The sequence below is a fragment of the Streptomyces sp. CBMA152 genome (assembly GCF_014596475.1).
GTDB lineage: Bacteria > Actinomycetota > Actinomycetes > Streptomycetales > Streptomycetaceae > Streptomyces.
In genome coordinates, this window is sequence record NZ_MECJ01000011.1 from 391,219 (window position 1) to 411,443 (window position 20,225).

Consider the following 20,225-nt stretch of genomic DNA (forward strand, 5'->3'; position numbering starts at 1 on the left):
GGTGGGTGATCAGGGGTGGGCGAGGTGCACCCGGCGTTGCTCGACGACCTCGCGCCAGCGCGCCGCCGTGCCCTGCGCCGAGTCGATCCAGTCGGACACCGACACGGTCTGCCGGTGCGGCTCCCGCTCGGCGAGCCAGAAATCGATGATTTCCAGCAGATAGGTGAACTGCCCGGAATCCACCTGCGCGGCGAGGTTGTCACTAGCGACGCTCATCACCGAGGGGTCGCGCCGCACGGCAGCATGAAAGGCCCGAGTGAATTCGGCGTAAGCGGCGCTGGAACTCAGCCCGGCAGAACGGGACTTGGCGACCACCTCGTCACAACGGGCATGGAATTCACCGTCCGCGTCCGCCTTCCCCGCATCCGCGAGAAGTGCGGCCAGGATCACCTGAATCTCGGCCCAGGTGATGTCCACAGCGGTGAGCAGTTCCCGCGCCGACTCCACCGTACGCGCGGCATACGCGGGACTCCCGAACCCGGACGCGAAGGCACGACAGGCTTCCGAGAGCGCGGATTCACCCACCGCTCCCCGGGACCAGGCCAGATCGCGAGCGGTCAGATAGCACTCATCGGCCCGATCGAAGCACGCCTGCGTCCACCACAGGTCCCCGGCGAGCCGCGACCAGACCGGCGCCGGAGGCAGTGCTTCCAGATCAGCGTGCAGGGCGCGGAACTGCCCGGCTCTTCGCCGCAGATGGAGCAGGCCCTTCATGGCGGTGTCGGAGATTCGGCGTCCACCGTCTGCCAGCGCCCGAAGTTCGGCCTCCGACTCGGTGAATCGTCCCAGGTCACGGGCACACTCGGCATGGAAGTAGGACACCAGGTCATACGCCTCGCCGCTCAGCAGATCCGCGTCCAGACACCGTTCGAGGGCTCTCTCCGTCACCCGGCGATGCATGTGCTGGCGCTCCACCACGGCCACCAACGCCAGGGCAAACGCCTGCCCGGCAGTGGTCAGCGGAACATCGGGGTCCCCGCCCACCCCCGGCACACGGGGGCGCAGTGTCCCCTCCCAGACGTGGTCCGCCGTGAATCCGTACGCCGCGTCCACCAGCCATCCCAGCCCGAGCCGGCGTTCATGGGCCAGCTCAAGGCCCTGGTTGAGACAGTCGATCAGCGTCTGCCGGTCCTGGGCGCCATACGTTTCGTATACGGACCCCAAACGGCGGAAGGCTCGTTCTGCCGCCGCGTGCTCACTGGCCGACGTCGGGGGATTCTCATGCACAAGCGCGTTCCGTCCGGGCTGCGGGTGGCAGGAAGGGAGTCCGGGCATGCGGGGGCCGAGATCTCGGCGAGGGGTGCCCTGGAGAACGCAGAGGCTAGCAGCTCCGCACCAGGGCACCGCCCGTGTTCCGCCGGGCGAGGGCGAGTTGGCGCCAGAGGGACCCGGGTGGATCAACCGTTGCGCCGAGTGCCGGTGGTCGGCCCGTCCACACTCGTCGAGCGCCGCATACCGACGAGGAGTACGTCACGCCAGCCTCGCGACGGACCCGCTGTCACGACGGTGTGCCGACGTCGTACGGGCGTGGTGAAGTGCCTCAGCCGACGGTCGTCCACCAAGAGGGAGTCCAGCGGCCGCGTCAGGCGTACGCGCCCCAATTCCCGCCCCTCGTCGTCGAATACGCTACTCACGCCTCCTTCGACCCCACTGGCCTCGATCAGGTGAATGGCGATGGCGTCGAGACCGTCCCGGTGCACCCCCTCCGGAGCGGGCCGCCCAAGGCCGCCGGGCCCCGGCGCTATCCGCACCATATGCATGTCCACCTCCCAGAGCCCCTGCCCCGCCCCGGCAGCGGCCAGATCGAAACGCAGCAGCCGCCGCACCAGAGCGCTACCGCTGATGTGATCCGGCAGCGGCGCAAACGTACGGTCGATACCACCCGCGAGGGCGTTGAACTCCGCCTTCTGGTGATACGGGAGATGCGGCACGCGCAGCAATCGACCCCGGAACCGGCCCGCGCGCGCATTTCCCTGCCAGAGCAGACGGCCGTAGCGCCGATAGCGGCCGGTGTCCGGTGGTGCGTAGGGGTCGGCGGGCAATGCCTCCCAGGTGTCGTGGGAGTCGGTCCGAAATCGCGAGAAGGCTTTCGCCAGCGCGAACCGGTCACCGTTCACGAACATCCAGCCCTGTCCCGAAAGTCTCCGTGCGACCTCCTCCGTCGCCGATTCGGCCAGTAAGTGCTCACCACCGGGCACGCCGCCCCCAATTTCCCAGTGGCCGGTGGCTATGCCCGAGTTCTGCGGCTCTCGGCGGCCACGGCCTCGACGAAACGCTCCAGCCCTCGCGGGTCCGTATCAAGGAACAGATTCGGCTCGACGAGTTCCAGCTCCATCACCACCGGCTGCCGGTTCTCGCCCAGCGCCAGGTCCACCCGGGCGAAGAGCAGATCGCCCGGCGGGGGAACCGCCGCCAGTGCCGCCCGCGCGGCGCGAAGCTCCGCGTCCGTGGGCACGTACGGGGTGACACCCGGATGCGCGACCCGCTCGTTGTCGATCACCCCGGCCTCGGTCAGCACCGGCCCCTTGCGGATCGCGTGACTGAAGTCGCCCGCGACGAAGACCAGCGCCCGCTCCCCCTCCTCCACCAGCGGCAGATACGGCTGGACCATCACCGTACGACCCTGCTCCAGGAGCATCCGCGCGTGCCCCAGCGCATCCGCATGGCGGCCGGGCAGATAGCGCGCGGTGTCACGTGCTCCGGCGGACACCGCCGGTTTGACCACCACACCATCGGCCTGGTCGAAGGCTTCCTCGCCGATCGCCTCGCCCGGGGCGAGAATCCGCGTGGGCACTATGGGCACCCCGCGCTCACCGAGCTTCAGCAGATACCGCTTGTCGCTGTTCCAGTGCACCACCGGCGCCGGATTCCACAGCCGGGTGGCCCGGGCCGCCGTGTCCACCCAGGTCAGATACTCGTCGTGTCGTTCCGCGTAGTCCCAGGTGGAGCGGATGACCGCCAGGTCGAACCGCTCCCAGTTCCCCTGATCCGCGTCCCATGTCACCGCCTGTGCGTCCATACCGTCGGCGCGGAGGGCGTCCACGATCAGAGGCAGATCGACGTCGTACTCAAGCCCGGCATCGCTCGTCACCACCGCGACTTTGGTAACGCCGCTCATGCCACCCCCTGGCCACACGTCGGACCCACCGCCGGACCCGCTCTAGATGACACAAGTGTCATGGACTCATCGGGTTGGGGCAAGAACGGCCCGGCCGCACCGGGAGTGGCTTGTATCAACACTCGGACAAACGGGTGTATCTGTGGTGTCGCTACCCACTACGACACCACTCCTCCTCTTTCCTGTTTATATGACAAACCCGAAGAAGTACCTAGTCTGCGCCCTCATCGGCGCCACCCTGTCCGTCGGCTTCGCCGCTCCCGCCATGGCCGACGGCCACGGCAACCACGGCTACGGCGACGAGCGCAACCACCACAGCTACGGTGACCGGGACCGGGACCACCACAGCTACGGTGACCGGGACCGCCGCGACCACCACAGCTACGGCGACCGCAACCGCTACGAGCGCTACGACCGATTCGACCGCTTCAACGAGTCGGGCCGGACGTGCCGCAACGAGGGCGGCGGCGCCGAAGCCTTCGGACGCGTCTCCGACTCCCCCGGCTTCCTGTCCGGCAACCTCGTCCAGGTCCCGATCGACATCCCCATCAACGTCTGCGGCAACGGCATCGGCATTCTCTGACCCACCCCACGACCACCGGCCGGCACCGCCGCGCACACCACGGCGGCGGTGCCGGCCGGGGGGCTACTTCGTGCGGCGCGGATCGATGTGGCGCTGGACGAACTCGTAGGCGCGCGTGCCGAACTGCGGGCCCAGCCTCGACGACGCCTTGACGGCGGACGGGAAGTGCACCCCGGCCCACACCCTCGACTGACCGCAGGCCGCGGCGTAGTCGGTCCAGGTGTCATACGTCAGCGTGAGGTCCTTCGCCGGTGTGACACCCGGTTCGATGTGCGACGAACCGGCCTTGCGCGGCAGGGAGATGCCGATGGTGTCGCTGCCGAGGAAGAGCCGCGCCGCCTGCGCGTACGCATAGCAGGCAGCGGTCGAGCCGGACGGGTACTCGGGGTGGTTGGTGACCGGCAGATAGCTCTGCCACTGGTTGCCCGTGATGTCGTCCACGGTCCCCTTGCCGGGGCCGCCCCAGGCGGTCACCGGCGTGTCGCCGTACAGATACCGGATCGCGCTGAACGGCCGTACCGAGTCGTAGCGCGTCTTCTCGTTCCACACGACGATCGTGGTGTCGAACAACGCGATCTCGATGGTCGCGATGAACTGCACGAACCCCTGGACGTCCAGATGCCCGGCCTTGATCGCGGCCGTCCCGGGGACTTCCGCGAGCGCGACGAACTTGTCGCCGAACATCTCGGCGGCCATCTTCTGACGATCCGTCAATCCAGCGGAGGAGGCGAGGACTTCGTCGACCTGCTGCTTGTACGCCCGCCGGTTGTGGTAGTTGCTGTCGACCGGCGGTGGCACATGGAACCGGCCCGGTTCGTCATACGTGAACGGTGTGACCAGACGCATCTGCGGGGTCGCGAACTTCTGCACCTCGAAGGTACCGTCGCCCCGGGGAACGAGGGCCGGCTGCCAGCGCGAGGGGTCGCGCAACTCATACGCGGTGTTGACCGGCTCGTATCCGGTGTAGTCCGCGTACGGCGCCTGCTGACTACCGCCCTCGTCGCCCAGCCGGTTCATACCGTCGTGATACCGGGTCTCCATGACGTGCCGGGCCGCGAGATTGCCGAGGCCGATCGCGGTCCGGGTGTTCTCCTGGTGGTCGTCGGGGTCCAGGCCGACCGAGGTCATCATCGACCGCCAGGCCGCCGTGGCCTGCGGGATACGGGCGGTGAAGACACGGTAGGACGCGTAGAGAACCGCGATGTTCCGGTTCCGGGTGGTGCGCTCGGCCGCCGGGCGGCGGCCCAGGTTCGAGTAGATGCCCACCGCTGTGTCGTGGTACGGCGCGATGGAGTCGAACCAGGAGATCTCAAGGAGCATGCCGTAGTCGACGATGAGCGTGATGTCGGAGCCGTCCCGCGAGATCGCCGTCCGCTCCTGCTGCTGGAGCGCCGGGTAGACCACTTCGAACGCGGCGTTGCCGGTGTCGAAGTCGAACGACTGCACCGTGCGCTGTGCGGCGGGGTTGCGCTGTGCGCCGGGGGTACCACCGGCCGGGTCGGCCGACGCGAGGCCGGCGGACGTCCCGAACAACAGGACCGCGCTACAGGTGGCCGCCAACCGTAGAGATCCCGGCCGCCTCAGCCGCCTTCGCTTCCTCATGGGTCAATCTCCCTTCGAAGGGATTTGGCCAACGAAGGCACGGTAGAGCCTGCGACCATGCGCGGTGCCTCGGGATTCGGTCGACTTGACGGTGTACGTCCAACCACGTTCGGCCCGTGAACGCGCCCAGGCCACGCGCCCCTCATCCGCCGCACCCGCACACGAGCGCCCCCTGGGCGACACTGAAAGGGGACTCGAACAAGGAGGCCGTCCATGAGCACCCCTGCGCTTCCCTCGATCACCACCGCGCTGCCGACCGAATACCGCGAGCGCCTGATGGACATCGCCCGCGAGGTGAATCACCCCGCCGGGACGCGGATCTTCAACGAAGGCGGCCACGCCGACCGGTTCTGGATCGTCCGCTCCGGCACCATCACGCTCGACATGCACATCCCCGGCAGACGCCCGGCCGTGATCGAGCAGCTGGGCTCCGGTGAACTGGTGGGCTGGTCCTGGATGTTCCGCCCCTTCGTGTGGCAGCTGGGCGCCGAGGCGATGACGCCGGTCCGTACGCACGAGTTCGACGCGGCGACCGTGCGGACGATGATGGACGACGACCCCGCGTTCGCCGCCGCGATCGGATCGTGGGTGGGCCGCGTACTCGCCCACCGCCTCCACGCGGCCCGCATCCGACTCCTGGATCTGTACGGCCCGTACGGCAGTGGCAGCCAGAACCTGCTCTGACTCGCACGCGAGCAGCTACTCACTGTAACCATAGGTACCCGGTGGCCCACCGGGCAGAAACCCCCCGGAAGGCCTCCAGTCATCCACCGCCGGACCCGGGGGTCTGCCTCCTGGGGTGAGGGCCGGGCCGTCCCTAGCATGAGGACATGGGACACCGTAAGGCGGCCGCCGTTCTCACCCTGGCCCTCGCCGCCGTCACCACCGGATTAGTACCGGGCGCCACCGCGAAGGCCGCCGCGCCCGACGACCTCGACCGGTTCCGTCACCAACCGCTGAAGTGGACCGCCTGCAAGGATGCGCAGCTCACCGAGAGCGGCGCCGAGTGCGCGACGCTCAAGGTGCCGCTGGATTACGCCCGACCCCAGGGCCGCACCCTCGATCTGGCGATCTCCCGCATCAAGGCCACCAGCCCGGCGAAGCGGCGGGGCATCCTCCAGACCAACCCCGGCGGCCCCGGCGCGCGCGGCCTGACCATGCCGTCCGACCTGCGGCAGAAGATGTCGCCCAAGGTGGCGGCTGCGTACGACGTCATCGGGATGGACGCCCGTGGGGTCGGCGAGAGCAGCGCGCTGAACTGCGGGCTGACTCGGGCGAGTTGGCTGCGGTCGGCGGGCAAGACCCGGGCGGGCTTCGACGAGAGCTGGCGGCTGGCGAGGAACGACGCCATCGCCTGCTGGAGCAAATACCCCGACGTACTGCCCTACTTCACCACCCGCGATACCGCCCGTGACATGGACCTCGTGCGCAGTGTGCTGGGCGAGCGGAAGACCTCGTTCTTCGGGCAGTCGTACGGGACCTTCCTGGGTGCCACGTATGCGCAGATGTTCCCGGGCCGGGTCGACCGGCTGGTCCTCGACAGCTCGCTCGACCCGGTCAAGTACGGGATGCGGATGCTGCAGGACATGGGCCCGGCGAACGAGCGGGCGATCGACGACTTCGCCCGCTGGGCCGCGCGGAATGATGCCGAGTACCGCCTGGGCGCCACCCCGGCGGCCGTCCGGGCCGCCATCGAGGGGCTGGTCCGTCGGGCCGAGGCGAAGCCGATCCCGATCGCGGGGTTCCAACTGGACGGCTACCTGCTGCCGTACGCGCTCTTCGCCTTCGGTTCCGACGAAGCCGAAAACGCTCAATATGCTGGTGCACTGCGGCAGTTGCTGGACGCGGCCGACGGCAAACCGGTCGACGCGACCCCGGATCTTCGTGAGCTGCTGACCCTCATGTTCCATCCGCAGGGCACCGGCGCCGACGTCGATCTGTCGGCCACACTCGCGGTGCTGTGCGGCGATGTCGCCATGCCCCGCGACCCCGAGTGGTATCGGAAAGCCATCGCACGGGCCCGGCCCACACAGCCGGTGTTCGGCCCGATGCACAACGGCCCGACTCCGTGCGCGTTCTGGAAGGAGAAGCCGCGCGAGAAGCCGACGAAGATCGACAACAGCGTCCCGGCGCTCCAGATCCAGGCCACCGGCGACACCCATACCCCGTACGAGGAGGGCCTTGGCATGCACCGCGCGATGCGCGGCACGCACCTGGTGACCGTACCCGTCCGCGTCCACACCGTGTACCTCTCCGACCACAGCCCCTGCGCGAAGAAGAGCGTCGACGACTACCTGGCGGACGGGAGGCTTCCGGCGAGGGACATGGCGTGCGGGCGGTGAGCGACGACGGGGGCGGGGGCGGCGACGGGCCCCTGCCGAAAACCGGTCGACCGAATCGGTTCTCCTCGACTGGCGCGTTCTGCTCTAATGGCGCGTTCTGTTCACGTGGCTCGCCACCGTACGGAAGGACCGCGCGATGCTGTCCAGACCCCTGCACGTCCTCAACGAGGGATCGGCGTTCCTCCTGGAACTGTGCGCGCTGGCCGCGCTCGCCTGGTGGGGGTATCGGACGGGCGAGAACACCGCTGTGAGTCTGTTGCTCGCGGTGACCGCACCTGGGGTCGCGGCCGTCGCATGGGGGTTGTTCGCCGCCCCGAAGGCGCGGATCCACGTTCCGCTGGCGGGTGTTCTGACCGTAAAGGCGCTGGTGTTCGGTGCCGCCGCGGCCGCGCTGTACGCCATCGGCCACCACATGCTCGCCGTCATCTTCGCGGCCGTGGCCTTGCTCAACACCACCGTCGCGACGCTGGACCGCCGCGCCTTGATGCACCAGGGGCGCTGAGAACGCGGCGCGCGCCCTCAGCCCGGCCTGGCTTTCCGCCACTGACACGACGGATGCGATTGACATGCAGCCTGGAGGCTGCCTATCGTGGAAATGCAGCCATATGGTTGCATTACTGGGGGTGGTAAGCGATGGACGCGGTGTTCAAGGCGCTGGCCGATCCCAGTCGGCGACGGTTGCTCGACCGTCTTCGGGAGCGCAACGGGCAGACCCTGCGCGAGCTGTGCGCCGGGCTGGACATGGCCCGGCAGTCGGTGAGCAAGCACCTCGCCGTACTGGAGGCCGCCGAGCTGGTGACCACGGTGTGGCAGGGGCGCGAGAAGCTGCACTACCTGAACGCCGCTCCCGTCAACGCCATCGCAGAGCGATGGATCAGCCGTTTCGACCGCGGGCGGGCGCACGCCCTCGCGGATCTGAAGAGAGCATTGGAGCAGCCCCCCATGGACAGCAAGACCTTCGTGTACGCGACATACATCCGCACCACCCCCGAGCGGCTCTGGCAGGCCCTCACCGACCCGGCCTTCACCGACCGCTACTGGGGCGTGAGCTTCCGCACCGACTGGACCGAGGGCTCGCCCATGGTCTGGGACGAGTCCGGCGCAACGACCGCCGACCCCGAACAGATCGTCCTCGCGTACGAGCCGCACCGCCGACTGTCGTACACCTGGCACACCTTCAGCCCGCAGTGGGCGAAGGCCAACGGCATCAGCGAGGAACAGCGTGCCCAACTCGCGGCCGAAGCCCGTTCGCAGGTCACCTTCAACCTCGAACCCCAGGGGGAACTGGTCAAGTTGACCGTCACGCACGACTTCGACCCGGAGGGCACGCTGTACTCGATGTGCAGCCAGGGCTGGCCGGTCGTCCTGTCCAGCCTCAAGAGCCTGCTGGAAACGGGCGAGCCGCTGCCCGACTCCCGACGCGCCGCTCAGGACAACTGACCGTCGCCTAGATCCCGAACGGCGCCGGGTAGTGGACGGTGCCGCTCGGCAGCGGATGTGCCTCGTCGAGGGTCATGGCCATCATGGCCTCGTCGGGGACGTCCACCGTCAAACCGATGCCATGCGTGGACGCCCGGGTGAAGCCGAAGCGCGGGTAGTACGCCGGGTGCCCGAGGACGACCACGTAATACTCACCGAGGTCCGCCGCCGCCTTCAACGCGGCCCGGATCGCGGCCGACCCGGCACCGGTCCTCTGACACTCGGGCCGTACGGACACGGGCGCGAGGCACAGGGCCGGGGTGTCGTCGATGTGGCAACGGGTCAGCAGCGCATGCCCGACGACCTCGCCGTCGTCGTCGACGCTGACGACGGACAGCCCGTCGATCCACGAGGCATCGCCCCGCAGCGCATCGACGAGTTCAGCTTCGTACGGCTTCTCGAACGCGGCGAGAGTGATCTCACGGATGGCGGGGACATCGGCACCGGTCTCGGCGCGCGTGATCCAGTTCTTGTGTGTACGCATGACGGGATGAGGATCCGTTTCATGTGAGGTTGGTGTGGTGGGTGTACGCGCACGGCCTCGCGAGCTCACGCTCCCAACGAGGCGGTACGACTGCGTCAGACCATCACCCGGGACGCAAGGCCGATCCGGGTACGGCTCGCCGCAGCGACCATGAACACGGTCATCAACCCACCTCCCGTCACTCTCATCCGACTCATCCGAAACCGTACGAACTCACCGAACGTAGCACAGCGCCTCGGGCCTCTCCCCTCGATTTTCCGCGTCACACTCCCGAGCGGCGCACGAGGCCGCGGACCCTGATGGCTCGATCGGGTTGTCCGTTCTTAGGACGTCACTATTTGCCCCGCTGAGCATCCAGGATCTTGGGTGGCGCCCATCACCCGAGCGATAAGGTCCCGTTTATGAGGAACTTCCGTTCCCTCGTCACCGCCCAGCTGGCCCGTATCTGTCTTGCGCAAGTCCGCCGCAGCCGGAGGGGCGACGGCGGTTCCCCTACCACTCTGCTCCCCGACTCGTTGGCGATGGCCTTACGGCGCGACGGGCTGGAGCCCGTCGTGGACCTGGACCGGAAGCGGGAGGCCGCGCCGGTGGTCAGGGCGGCTCGGTGGTTCGGGGTGAACGCCTGGCTGGTGACCGGGTATGGCGAGGTGAAGGCGGTTCTCGGTACGGCGGGCGCGTTCAGCAATGACTTCTCGCGGCTCGTCGAACGGGCCGGGCTCGACGCGGGGACGAACCCCGGCGGTCTGGGGTTCAGCGACCCGCCCGACCACACGCGGCTTCGGCGGCTGCTGACACCGGAGTTCACCATGCGCAGGCTCGGACGGCTCGCGCCACGGATCCAGGAGATCGTCGACGGTCGGCTCGACGCGATGGCCCAGGAGAGCGGGCCCGTTGATCTGGTGCGGGCCTTCGCCCTGCCCGTGCCCGCTCTGACGATCTGCGAACTGCTCGGAGTGCCGCACGCGAACAGCCCCGAGTTCCAGCGGCTGAGCGTGGCGCACTTCGATGTGTCCGGCGAACCGGACGACGTATTACGTGCGGCGTCAGCATCCTTGTCCCATCTGATGCCTCTCGTGCGGGAGCAGCGCGAGTCACCGGGCGACGGACTGCTCGGCATGCTGGTGCGCGAGCACGGCGACGAGATCAGTGACCGGGAACTCGCCGGACTGGCTGACGGCGTACTGACCGGCGGACTGGAGACGACGGCGAGCATGCTGGCCCTCGGCACCGTCGCCCTGCTCGCCGACCCCGTACACCTCCGGCTGATCCGCGACGAGGTGCGTGGGCCGGAAGTCGACCGGCTGGTGGAGGAGTTGCTTCGCTATCTGTCGGTGGTGCAGGTGGCGTTCCCGCGGTTCGTCCGCCGCGACATCGACATCTGCGGAGTGACGATGAGGAAGGGGGATGTCGTGGTGTGCTCCCTCAGCGGCGCCAACCGCGATCATTCCCTTGGGCCGGGCGGCAGGGGGTTCGACCCGGCGCGGCGCGCCTCCGCCCACCCTTCCCATATGGCCTTCGGCCATGGCATCCACCGCTGCATCGGCGCCGAGCTGGCACGCATGGAGCTGCGCATCGCCTATCCCGCGCTCGTACGTCGCTTCCCGGCCATGCGCCTCGCCATCGAGCCGCACGACATCCCGTTCCGGAAGCTGTCGATCGTCTACGGGGTCGAGGCCCTGCCCGTCCTTCTGCACTGATGCGTCACCTGGCCTCGTATGCATTTGCAAGCATATAGCTCGCCAGCTATATTTGCAGCATGCGCACCCCCGCAAGCGACGTCATCGAAGTGCTCGCCGAGCCCAACCGCCGACGCATCCTCGACCTCCTCAAGGACGGCGAGCGGCCGGTCGGCGAGCTCGTCGGTCTGCTGGGGCTTGCACAGCCGACCGTCTCCAAGCATCTGCGCACCCTCCGCGACGCCGGGCTCGTGGAGGTCAGGGTCGACGCCCAGCGGAGGCTGTACCGCATACGCCCGGAACCGCTGGCCGCGCTCGACGCCTGGCTCGCCCCGTACCGAAAGCTGTGGAGCGCGAGTCTGGACCGGCTCGAACGCCATCTGGAAGAAGGAGCATCATGAACGACTCCATCACCCCGAACACCGAAGGCACTCTCAGCACAGACGGAGCCCGCCCGGTCCTCCGGTTCGAGCGGGTCCTCGCCCAGCCGCCCGAGGCGGTCTGGCGCGCGATCACCGATCGCGAGGAGCTCAAGGCGTGGTTCCCGTGCGATGTCATCGCCGACGCGTGGAAGCCGGGCGCCGCGATCAGCTTCCCGTTCGCGGGCGACCGCGCGCCCACCCTCACCGGGACCGTCCTCGAAGTCGACGAGCCCCGACTCCTCGCCTACACCTGGGGCGAGGAAACCCTCCGCTTCGTCCTGACGCCCGAACCGGGCGGCCGCACCCGCCTGGTGTTCACCGACGAACTGGACCCGGCGGCCGCCGCACGTAACGCGGCCGGCTGGCAGGTCTGCCTCGCCAGACTGACCGGCGAGACCTCGGCCGACGACGCATGGAAGGTCTTCTTCGACCGGTACGTCGCCGCGTTCGAGCCGAAGCTCGGCCCCCAGGAGGGTCCTCCGGCCGGACACTGAACAGCAGATCAGGCGCGGACCCGTGCCCGCTGGGCGCCCTGCACCTGAGCGGGAACCGACCGAGCCACCCCCGCGAGGCCGCTGCTGGCTATTACGGACTCGTCAACTGATCGTCCAGTGCTGCAACGCCGAATTCGTGTCGGCCTGCTGCGTCACCAGCCCCCCGTCGGAAGTCGAGGACGTCGTCAGCAGCAGACCGCTGTGCACATTGGCGATCGTGTAGGCGCCGGAGGCGAGTCGCGTCGCCTTCCAGTGCTGGTTGTCGGCGCCGGTGCAGGTCCACTGGATCACGGAGGTACCGGGTGCCGTGAAGCCACCGTTGTCGTCGGCGCACAGGTTCGCGTACGCGTTGACGAGGGTGTACGAGCCGTCGGGCTGCTGGGTGAAGTTCCAGTTCTGGTTCTGTCCGCCGTTCAGCGACCAGGTGTCCAGCTGAACACCGGTCGACTTCGACCAGTTGGGGTCGTCAAGTGCCTTGCCGGACACGGAGAGGGTGTGCGTGCCGTTCAGGTTGCCGCCGCTTGTCCCAGACGCAGTGAAGGTCATCGTCTGCTCGGCGGCGGTCCTCGATCCACCAACCGCGTTGCCGGTCGTGTTGGTCCAGCTGCGGTTCGGGGTGGTCTCGGCGAGCCGGCTCACCTCCGAGGACATACCGAGAACCAGTCCGCTGTACCGGTTGACGAGCCGATACGTACCGCTCCGTACACCGGCGGCGGACACGTTCGGCACGATGAACCACTGCTGTCCGATGGTGGCGCCGCCCGACCCCGGCGCGGTGACGGACGGTGCGGTCGCCCAGGCACGGGCGGCCGTCGAGCCGGAGTCGACGCCGAGGAGCTGCCCGGTGGCGGTGTTGGTGATCCGGTACGAACCGTCGCCGTTGCCCGTGAAACTCCACGTCTGCAAGGTCGATCCGGTCGCGCTCGGCACCGATGTGGTCGCCGTGCTGCCGGAGACCTGGGCAAGGACTCGGCCCGATCCGCTGCCGATGAGGTAGGTCCGGCTCGGGTCCACGGGCGGGGCGGCGGGCGCGGAGGATCCCACGGTGATGTCGGCGTACTCACCGTCGGAGTGGGCGCAGGCGATCGAGCAGTACGAGCGGAACGTCTTGCCGATGATCGTCGAGTTGGTCCTGTTCGCGCCGTCGACGAGCCAGCGGTACCAGGAGCCGGAGGTGTAGCTGCCCGAGTCGCCGATCAGGGACCACTTCTGGGTGGAGAGGTCGTCGGTGACGTAGAAGCGCTGCGGCGCCGTGCCGGAGACGACCTCGGGCTCGCCGATGTACAGGCCGAGGTGGGCGTCGAAGGCGATGTTCATGATGAACAGGTCGGATTTGGCGGGGAGTTGGCCCGCCGCGACCTGCTGGTCGACGGTTCCGCTGTTCGCGGGGTGGTAGTCGTGGGCGACCGGGGTGTATCCCGTCGGATTGGCCGACGTCGCCGGCACCATGTTGCTCTCCAGGCCGCCGACCCCGGGCTGCGACCACGAGCCGTCGTACCACTTCGACCAGGAGCCGGTCGCCATCTTCGACGAGATCGGCGCGCGGGCGACATGCGCCAGACCGCCGGTGCTGCCGCCGACGCCGCCCTTGGGGACGATCCGCGAGCCGTAGTAGACGTAGAAGTAGCCCGAGGCCGGGTCGACGAACAGCCGCTGGTCGCCGTCGCCGTAGTCGTACGTCTGGTTCGGGAAGGCCGTCGAGTCGTTGCGGGCTGTGCTGTACGGGGATGTGATCGCGTGGCCCAGGATGGTCCACACCTTGCCCTGGTTCTTCGACACCGCGTAGTCGATGGCGTCGTAGTGCAGCCCGTCGCCGAACGGCTGGGGAGTGAACTCGTTGTGCACCAGGCCGTACCAGTCCCCCGTGTCCGGGTCGACCCACACCCCGACCAGGTCGCAGAAGTTCTTCTGGGAGTAGCCCGAGCCCGAGCCTGCCGAGGTCGCGCCGACGCCGGTCGGGCTGTTGTTGCAGCGCCAGGTCGTGTCGTTGTTGCGGTCGCTGGAGTTGGCGGGGTTCACCGCGTCGCTGATCGCGCTCGACCGCTTGGCGTCGTCGAAGGTGGTACCGGTGTAGAAGTCCCAGTACCGGGGCTCCGTGGAGCCATAGAGCGCAGCGGACTGCTGGAAGTAGAACGTGCCGTCCTTGTCGATGTACGAGGAGGCGGGTGTGTCGGTGGGATACGCGTAGGGGCTGACCGAGCCGACCGAGATCGTGTAGGTCGCGCTCGGCACGGTCGCCGACGCCGGGGCCGCGAGGCCCGCGACGATCACCGAGACCGCTGCGGCCGTGGCCGCGAGCGCTCTTTTCACGCGATGAAGAGCCATGGTTGTCCTCCGAGTTCACCCCGAGCGGTCGTTGCCCGATCCCACCGCCCGCGAGGAGCCGGAGTACATGTGTTTTCGTCACGGCGTCTTGGGTTTTCTTGTCGGCCGCCTTACCCCGCTGCGCGTTTGTGCACGTTCCGGCGGCGTTTCCGTCATCTCTTGACATGAACGCGGCGCTGCGCTGCACTTGTGCGCCGATCCTCTGCGGCCCTGACCTGGCTGGAGGCACGATGCCGCGTCCACCCTCGCACCCGGCACCACCCCATGCGAAGCGCCTGCTCAGATTGCTGATCGCCGCCGTCTGCACGGTGGCCGCCCTCGCTCTGCCCACCCTCTCCTCACCCGCCGTCGCCGCCGGTCCCGCGCACGCGGCCGCCGCGTCGGCGCCGCAGACCGTTCCGGCGCTGCGGCAATGGACGGCCGGATCCGGTGCGTACACCTTCACCGCGACCAGCCGGATCGTCGTCGATCCCGCCTACTCCGCCCAACTGGCCGGTGAGGCAGGCACGTTGGCGGACGATCTGTCGGCGCTGACCGGGCGTACCGTGGTCGTCGCCACGGGGACCGCGAGCACGGGCGACATCGGTCTGACCCTCGGTGACAGCAGCTTGCCCGCCGAGGGCTATCGAATGACGGTCGGTCAGATCCTCGCCATCCAGGGCGGAACCGCCACCGGTGTCTTCTACGGAACCCGTACCGTCCTCCAGCTGCTGCACCAATCGCCCTCGGTACCGGCCGGGACGGCGGTGGACTGGCCGACCAAGCCCGAGCGCGGGCTCATGATCGACCAGGGGCGGAAGTTCTTCACCGTGGCCTGGATCAAGCAGCACATACAGGAGCTGGCCTACCTCAAGCTCAACTACTTCCACTTCCATCTCTCGGACACATACGGCTTCCGGCTCGAAAGCTCCACCCACCCGGAGATCGTCTCCACCGACCACTACTCCAAGCAGGACATCGCCGATCTCGTCGCGCTCGGGCGGAAATACCACGTCACCCTGGTCCCGGAGATCGACACCCCGGGCCATATGAACGCGATCCTGGCCGCACACCCCGAGCTCAAGCTCAAGAACAGCTCGGGCAGTGCCAGCGCCGACTTCATCGACCTCTCGCTGCCCGGCTCGTACACCCTGATCAAGGACCTGATCAACGAGTACCTGCCGCTGTTCCCCGCCGCGTACTGGCACATCGGCGCGGACGAATACGTCACCGACTACAGCCAGTACCCCCAGCTGCTGAGCTACGCCCGCGCCCACTACGGCGCCAACGCCACCGCCAAGGACACCTACTACGGGTATGTGAACTGGGCGAACGCGTTGGTACGGGCCGGTGGCAAGACCACCCGGATGTGGAACGACGGGATCAAGTCCGGCGACGGCACCATCAGCCCCGACGCCGACATCGTGGTCGAGTACTGGTACAACTACGGGCTCATGCCTCAGCAGTTGGCGGCCGCCGGGCACATCGTCGCCAATGAGTCCTGGACACCCACCTACTACGTTCTCGGGGGCGCCAAACCCGACACCAAGTGGATGTACGAGACCTGGACCCCGGACCTCTTCCAGGGCGGCACCACCGTCAACGACCCTGCGAGGAACCCCGGTTCGCTGATCCATGTGTGGTGCGACAACCCCTCCGCCGAGACCGAGGACCAGATCGCCTCGGGGATCATGTATCCGCTGCGCGCCCTCGCCCAGCAGACCTGGGGGTCGCCGAAGCCGGTGAGCACCTACGCCGCCTTCACCCCGATCGTGGCCGCCGTCGGCCACAACCCCGCCTGGCCGGGACTCTCCCAGCCAGGCAACCTCGCCCGCAACCGCCCGACCACCGCCTCCAGCACCGAAACGCCCAACTTCCCGGCCGCCCTGGCCACCGACGGCGACCCCGGCACCCGCTGGTCCAGCGCCTACAGCGACCCGCAGTGGCTCCAGGTCGACCTCGGCAGCACACAGAGCATCGGGCGTGTGGTGCTGCGCTGGGAGACGGCGTACGGAAAGTCGTTCCAGATCCAGGTCTCCGACGACGCCGGCACCTGGCGCACCCTCTACTCCACCACCAGCGGCACCGGCGGGGTGCAGGACCTCACCGGCCTGTCCGGCACCGGACGCTACATCCGCGTGTACGGCACACAGCGGGGCACGAGTTACGGCTATTCGCTGTACGAATTCGAGGTGTACGGGGGCCAGTTGAGCGGCACCAGGGCGCTCACGGCGAGCGGAAAGGCGCTCGACGACCCGGCGAGCTCCACCTCGTCCGGCACCCAGTTGATCACCTGGACACCGCACGGCGGCCCCAACCAGCAGTGGCAGCTGACCCTCAACTCCGACGGCACCTACACCATGGTCAACGGCGCCTCCAAACTGTGCGCGGACGTCACGGGCGGCTCCACCTCGGCCGGTGCGGCCGTCGTCCAGGCCACCTGCACCAGCGGCGACAGTCAGCGGTGGCAGATCACCGCCCTGGGCAATGGCGGCTATTCGGTATCCGACAAGAAGAGCGGACTGCTACTCACCACCGCCTCCGGAACGGACGGCTCCCTGGTCACCCAGCAGCCGTCCAACGGCTCGGCGTTCCAGCAGTGGCAGATCGTCTGACCCCCGCTCATGACAGCCGGGCCGCTGCCTCGCGGTAGCGGCCCGGCGTCGTGCCGAACTCCCTGCTGAAGGCGTGGGAGAGGGCGTACGGGGTGCCGTAGCCGACGTGGTGGGCGATGGTGGACAGGGGGTCCGGGGTGTCGCGGAGCAGGGTGGCCGCGCGGGTCAGACGCCACCAGGTGAGATAGGCCATCGGAGCCCTGCCCACCAGCGTGGTGAACCGGCGGGTCAGGGTGGAGCGGGAGACGCCCACCTCGGCGGCAAGCCGGTCGCTGGTCCAGGGCGCGGCCGGGTCCGAGTGCAGCGCCCGCAGCGCGGCGGCCGCCACTGGGTCGCCCAGAACACCTGGCCAGGCTCCGGTCGTGCTCTCCTCCATCCAGGCCCGGATCATATAGACGAGCAGGAGGTCGAGCAGGCTGGGGACGGCGATGCACGCGCCGGGCCGCCCCGCGCCGACCTCGCCTCCCAACAGGTCGATGGCGGACCGGAGTTCGGGGTGGACTCCGATGCGGTTCGGCAGATGGACGACCTGGGGCAGCTCCGCCATCAGCGGGTGGACGCGGTTGCGGTCGAGGCGGTATTTGCCGCAGAGCATCTGCACGTCACCGCCGCCTGCCGGTGCCGAGTCAGTACCGTCGAGCCATCGATCGAACAGTATCGCCCGCTCGACTGCCGCGGCATCCACGGGCGAATCGGCGATCACATGGCCAGCGCCATGCGGCAGCAGCACCACGTCCCCCGCCCCGAGTGTGACCGGCGGGCCACCGCTGTCGGGCAGCAGCCAGCAGGCGCCTTCCAGGACGACATGGAAACCGGCGCCGTCGTACGACGTGAGGCGGGTGCACCATGTCCCGCTCGCCCGCACCCTGTTGGAGGAGGGCTGTCCGATGCGTACAGCCGAGATCGCGTCACTCACCACATCCACTCGTGCAGAGTATCGCCCGACGCGAATATGAGCCGGATGCGTATTCAGACGACCTGGATGAGCATTGAGAGGGTCATCCGGTCCCTTCTAAGGTCATTCACATGAACCAAGAGAACGTGCAGAGCGTCATGCTGGGGGATGTCGAAGTCATCCGGGTCGTCGAGTGGCAGGGGGCGTTCACGCCGGCCCGTGACTTCATCCCGGGGTCCGACGCCGAGGTGTGGAAGGCCAACGAGGACTGGCTGGCGCCGGACCACTGGGAGACCGAGACCGACCGGGCCGCGGTCACCCTGCAGACCTGGGTGCTGCGCAGCGCCGGACGGACCGTCGTGGTCGACACCGGTGTGGGCAACGGCCGCGAGCGTCCCGGTTCGCCCCAGTTCCATGACTGGCAGGGCGACTTCCTGGGCGGGCTCGCACGGGCGGGTGTGCGCCCGCAGGACGTCGACGTCGTGGTCAACACCCATGTGCACGCCGATCACATCGGCTGGAACACCCACTGGGCCGGGGACGACTGGGCACCGACGTTCCCCAACGCCCAGTACCTCGTTCCGGCCGCCGACGACTTCCACTTCGGCCCGGACAACGCGTACGCGGGCGGCCTTCGGGTGGACGACCGGCTGATGTACGAGGACAGCATCGCGCCCGTCCACCGGGCCGGGCAGGTCGTGCTGTGGGACGGCGAGTACCGCATCGACCAGCACCTCACCCTGGAGTCCGCGCCCGGCCACACCCCCGGCTCGTCCGTGCTGCGGCTCGCGTCCGGGAGCGATCGGGCGGTGTTCGTGGGCGATGTGCTGCACAGCCCGGTGCAGATCCTCGAACCGTCCTGCAACAGCTGCTTCTGCATGGACGCGGACCAGGCGGTGGCCAGCCGTCGCCGGGTCCTCGAACGGGCCGCCGACGAGCGGGAGTTGGTGGTTCCCGCACACTTCGGCGGGGCGGGCGCCGTCGAAGTGCGGCGGGACGGCAGTCGGTTCGCCCTCGGACCGGCCGGGGTCAGCCTCGGACGGTGACCTTCAGCGGCGGCCGGGACGTCGGCCGCCGCCACGAGCAGCGGGCGGCTCAGCCCGCCGCCAGCTCCTCGGCGATCGCCGTCGCGAAGGCGTCGACGTCGGCCTCGGTGGTGTCGTACGAGGTCATCCAGCGGACCTCGCCGATCTGCTCGTTCCAGGTGTAGAAGCGGAAGCGCTTCTGCAGGCGCTCGGTGACCGCGGGCGGCAGGATCGCGAAGATCTGGTTGGCCTGCACCGGGCGCGGTATCTGCAGACCCGGCAGATCGCGCACCGCCTCGTACAGGCGCTGGGTCATCTCGTTGGAGCGCGCGGCCGAGCGCAGCCAGAGGTCAGTGCCGAGCAGGGCCTCGAACTGCACCGACATGAACCGCATCTTCGAGCCGAGCTGCATGCTCGCCTTGCGTATGTGGGCCATGCCGCGCACCGCGTCCTCGTTGAGGACGATGACGGCCTCGCCGAAGAGCAGGCCGTTCTTGGTGCCGCCGTAGGAGAGGACGTCGACACCGGCGTCGGTCGTCATCTCGCGCAGGGACACACCGAGGGTGGCGGCGGCGTTGGCGAGGCGAGCGCCGTCCAGGTAGACGAGCATGCCGAGGCTGTGGGCGTGGTCGCAGATCGCGCGGATCTCGTCCGGGGTGTAGCAGGTGCCGACCTCGGTGGATTGGGCGATGGAGACGACCTTGGGCTTGGCCCGGTGCTCGTCGTCGAAGCCCCAGGCCTGACGGTCGATCAGCTCGGGGGTCAGCTTGCCGTCCCAGGCGGGCACCGTGAGGAGCTTGATGCCGGCCATCTTCTCCGGCGCGCCGCACTCGTCGACGTGGATGTGGGCCGTCTCGGCGCACACCACGGCCTCCCAGCGGTCGAGCATGGCCGACAGGGCGACCACGTTGGCGCCGGTGCCGTTGAAGACCGGGAACGTCTGCGCGGTGGGGCCGAAGTGGCCGCGCATCACTTCCTGGAGGCGCTCGGTGTAGACGTCCCCGCCGTAGCTGACCTGGTGGCCGCCGTTGGCCTGGGCGATCGCCGCCAGCACCTCGGGGTGCACACCCGCATAGTTGTCACTGGCGAAGCCGCGGGCATCCGGGTCGTGTCGTCGCTCTACGGTCATCGTGCTCACTCGTTTCGGTCGTACGGTGTGTCGATTGCGGTCCGGAAACGGGCCGGG

General features: G+C 68.6%; 18 protein-coding genes. 10 read left to right on the forward strand and 8 right to left on the reverse strand.

Going from position 1 to position 20,225, the window contains the following annotated elements; genetic code table 11:
- Positions 1 to 9: 9 nt before the first annotated feature.
- From BG418_RS11605 to BG418_RS11615, 3 genes are all read right to left on the reverse strand, one after another.
- On the reverse strand, positions 10 to 1,164 hold the full coding sequence (locus tag BG418_RS11605; RefSeq protein ID WP_188273672.1) for a hypothetical protein: 1,155 nt from the start codon (positions 1,162 to 1,164) through the stop codon (positions 10 to 12).
- A gap of 233 nt (positions 1,165 to 1,397) precedes the next feature.
- On the reverse strand, positions 1,398 to 2,198 hold the full coding sequence (locus tag BG418_RS11610; RefSeq protein WP_188273673.1) for a 2OG-Fe dioxygenase family protein: 801 nt from the start codon (positions 2,196 to 2,198) through the stop codon (positions 1,398 to 1,400).
- Positions 2,199 to 2,227: 29 nt separating this feature from the next.
- The gene (locus BG418_RS11615) at positions 2,228 to 3,118 is read right to left on the reverse strand and encodes a RimK family alpha-L-glutamate ligase (protein ID WP_188273674.1); all 891 of its coding nucleotides are present in this window, start codon (positions 3,116 to 3,118) and stop codon (positions 2,228 to 2,230) included.
- Between the two features lie 190 nt (positions 3,119 to 3,308).
- Between BG418_RS11615 and BG418_RS39785 the strand changes: the two genes are divergently transcribed.
- On the forward strand, positions 3,309 to 3,701 hold the full coding sequence (locus BG418_RS39785; RefSeq protein WP_223184648.1) for a chaplin: 393 nt from the start codon (positions 3,309 to 3,311) through the stop codon (positions 3,699 to 3,701).
- A 63-nt stretch (positions 3,702 to 3,764) separates the two neighbouring features.
- Here the strand turns inward: BG418_RS39785 and BG418_RS11625 are convergent, their stop codons facing one another.
- Positions 3,765 to 5,234, reverse strand: a complete 1,470-nt coding sequence (locus BG418_RS11625; protein WP_223184649.1) for a vanadium-dependent haloperoxidase — start codon at positions 5,232 to 5,234, stop codon at positions 3,765 to 3,767.
- A gap of 282 nt (positions 5,235 to 5,516) precedes the next feature.
- Here BG418_RS11625 and BG418_RS11630 point away from each other — a divergent pair, with 282 nt between their 5' ends.
- The 4 genes from BG418_RS11630 (at position 5,517) to BG418_RS11645 (ending at position 9,085) form a co-directional block, all read left to right on the forward strand.
- Positions 5,517 to 5,987: a Crp/Fnr family transcriptional regulator gene (locus BG418_RS11630; protein ID WP_188273676.1), complete on the forward strand. Its 471-nt coding sequence runs from the start codon at positions 5,517 to 5,519 to the stop codon at positions 5,985 to 5,987.
- 146 nt (positions 5,988 to 6,133) lie between these two features.
- Positions 6,134 to 7,645, forward strand: coding sequence for an alpha/beta hydrolase (locus tag BG418_RS11635; RefSeq protein WP_188273677.1), 1,512 nt, complete (start codon positions 6,134 to 6,136; stop codon positions 7,643 to 7,645).
- A 136-nt stretch (positions 7,646 to 7,781) separates the two neighbouring features.
- On the forward strand, positions 7,782 to 8,147 hold the full coding sequence (locus tag BG418_RS11640; protein WP_188273678.1) for a YrdB family protein: 366 nt from the start codon (positions 7,782 to 7,784) through the stop codon (positions 8,145 to 8,147).
- Positions 8,148 to 8,278: 131 nt separating this feature from the next.
- Positions 8,279 to 9,085, forward strand: coding sequence for a metalloregulator ArsR/SmtB family transcription factor (locus tag BG418_RS11645; protein WP_188273679.1), 807 nt, complete (start codon positions 8,279 to 8,281; stop codon positions 9,083 to 9,085).
- A 7-nt stretch (positions 9,086 to 9,092) separates the two neighbouring features.
- On the opposite strand, the gene BG418_RS11650 is transcribed toward BG418_RS11645, so the two are convergent.
- On the reverse strand, positions 9,093 to 9,608 hold the full coding sequence (locus tag BG418_RS11650) for a GNAT family N-acetyltransferase (protein ID WP_188273680.1): 516 nt from the start codon (positions 9,606 to 9,608) through the stop codon (positions 9,093 to 9,095).
- Positions 9,609 to 10,009: 401 nt separating this feature from the next.
- Here BG418_RS11650 and BG418_RS11655 point away from each other — a divergent pair, with 401 nt between their 5' ends.
- The 3 genes from BG418_RS11655 to BG418_RS11665 are packed head-to-tail and all read left to right on the forward strand — an operon-like array spanning position 10,010 to position 12,200.
- Positions 10,010 to 11,305, forward strand: coding sequence for a cytochrome P450 (locus BG418_RS11655; protein WP_188273681.1), 1,296 nt, complete (start codon positions 10,010 to 10,012; stop codon positions 11,303 to 11,305).
- A gap of 59 nt (positions 11,306 to 11,364) precedes the next feature.
- Entirely contained in the window at positions 11,365 to 11,685 is a 321-nt protein-coding gene (locus tag BG418_RS11660) for a helix-turn-helix transcriptional regulator (protein WP_188273682.1), read from the forward strand.
- A complete protein-coding gene (locus tag BG418_RS11665) occupies positions 11,682 to 12,200 on the forward strand; it encodes an SRPBCC domain-containing protein (RefSeq protein WP_188273683.1) in 519 nt (172 codons plus the stop codon). Before BG418_RS11660 ends, BG418_RS11665 begins: the two co-directional genes overlap by 4 nt.
- Positions 12,201 to 12,302: 102 nt before the next feature.
- On the opposite strand, the gene BG418_RS11670 is transcribed toward BG418_RS11665, so the two are convergent.
- The gene (locus BG418_RS11670) at positions 12,303 to 14,525 is read right to left on the reverse strand and encodes an RICIN domain-containing protein (RefSeq protein WP_188273684.1); all 2,223 of its coding nucleotides are present in this window, start codon (positions 14,523 to 14,525) and stop codon (positions 12,303 to 12,305) included.
- Positions 14,526 to 14,755: 230 nt separating this feature from the next.
- Here BG418_RS11670 and BG418_RS11675 point away from each other — a divergent pair, with 230 nt between their 5' ends.
- Positions 14,756 to 17,119: a family 20 glycosylhydrolase gene (locus BG418_RS11675; protein WP_188273685.1), complete on the forward strand. Its 2,364-nt coding sequence runs from the start codon at positions 14,756 to 14,758 to the stop codon at positions 17,117 to 17,119.
- Between the two features lie 7 nt (positions 17,120 to 17,126).
- Here the strand turns inward: BG418_RS11675 and BG418_RS11680 are convergent, their stop codons facing one another.
- The gene (locus tag BG418_RS11680) at positions 17,127 to 18,044 is read right to left on the reverse strand and encodes an AraC family transcriptional regulator (RefSeq protein WP_188273686.1); all 918 of its coding nucleotides are present in this window, start codon (positions 18,042 to 18,044) and stop codon (positions 17,127 to 17,129) included.
- 101 nt (positions 18,045 to 18,145) lie between these two features.
- Between BG418_RS11680 and BG418_RS11685 the strand changes: the two genes are divergently transcribed.
- On the forward strand, positions 18,146 to 19,060 hold the full coding sequence (locus BG418_RS11685; protein ID WP_188273687.1) for an MBL fold metallo-hydrolase: 915 nt from the start codon (positions 18,146 to 18,148) through the stop codon (positions 19,058 to 19,060).
- 49 nt (positions 19,061 to 19,109) lie between these two features.
- On the opposite strand, the gene BG418_RS11690 is transcribed toward BG418_RS11685, so the two are convergent.
- Positions 19,110 to 20,168 carry a low specificity L-threonine aldolase gene (locus BG418_RS11690; protein ID WP_188273688.1) on the reverse strand — a complete coding sequence of 353 codons (1,059 nt, stop codon included), beginning with the start codon at positions 20,166 to 20,168 and terminating at the stop codon, positions 19,110 to 19,112.
- Between the last annotated feature and the right edge of the window lie 57 nt (positions 20,169 to 20,225).

Excerpts from the sequence above, each read along its gene's own strand:
- BG418_RS11615 (WP_188273674.1), bottom strand. The coding sequence starts at position 3,118 with ATGAGCGGCGTTACCAAAGTCGCGGTGGTGACGAGCGATGCCGGGCTT.
- BG418_RS39785 (WP_223184648.1), top strand. The coding sequence starts at position 3,309 with ATGACAAACCCGAAGAAGTACCTAGTCTGCGCCCTCATCGGCGCCACC.
- BG418_RS11630 (WP_188273676.1), top strand. The coding sequence starts at position 5,517 with ATGAGCACCCCTGCGCTTCCCTCGATCACCACCGCGCTGCCGACCGAA.
- BG418_RS11635 (WP_188273677.1), top strand. The coding sequence starts at position 6,134 with ATGGGACACCGTAAGGCGGCCGCCGTTCTCACCCTGGCCCTCGCCGCC.
- BG418_RS11640 (WP_188273678.1), top strand. The coding sequence starts at position 7,782 with ATGCTGTCCAGACCCCTGCACGTCCTCAACGAGGGATCGGCGTTCCTC.
- BG418_RS11645 (WP_188273679.1), top strand. The coding sequence starts at position 8,279 with ATGGACGCGGTGTTCAAGGCGCTGGCCGATCCCAGTCGGCGACGGTTG.
- BG418_RS11650 (WP_188273680.1), bottom strand. The coding sequence starts at position 9,608 with ATGCGTACACACAAGAACTGGATCACGCGCGCCGAGACCGGTGCCGAT.
- BG418_RS11655 (WP_188273681.1), top strand. The coding sequence starts at position 10,010 with ATGAGGAACTTCCGTTCCCTCGTCACCGCCCAGCTGGCCCGTATCTGT.
- BG418_RS11660 (WP_188273682.1), top strand. The coding sequence starts at position 11,365 with ATGCGCACCCCCGCAAGCGACGTCATCGAAGTGCTCGCCGAGCCCAAC.
- BG418_RS11665 (WP_188273683.1), top strand. The coding sequence starts at position 11,682 with ATGAACGACTCCATCACCCCGAACACCGAAGGCACTCTCAGCACAGAC.
- BG418_RS11670 (WP_188273684.1), bottom strand. The coding sequence starts at position 14,525 with ATGGCTCTTCATCGCGTGAAAAGAGCGCTCGCGGCCACGGCCGCAGCG.
- BG418_RS11675 (WP_188273685.1), top strand. The coding sequence starts at position 14,756 with ATGCCGCGTCCACCCTCGCACCCGGCACCACCCCATGCGAAGCGCCTG.
- BG418_RS11685 (WP_188273687.1), top strand. The coding sequence starts at position 18,146 with ATGAACCAAGAGAACGTGCAGAGCGTCATGCTGGGGGATGTCGAAGTC.
- BG418_RS11690 (WP_188273688.1), bottom strand. The coding sequence starts at position 20,168 with ATGACCGTAGAGCGACGACACGACCCGGATGCCCGCGGCTTCGCCAGT.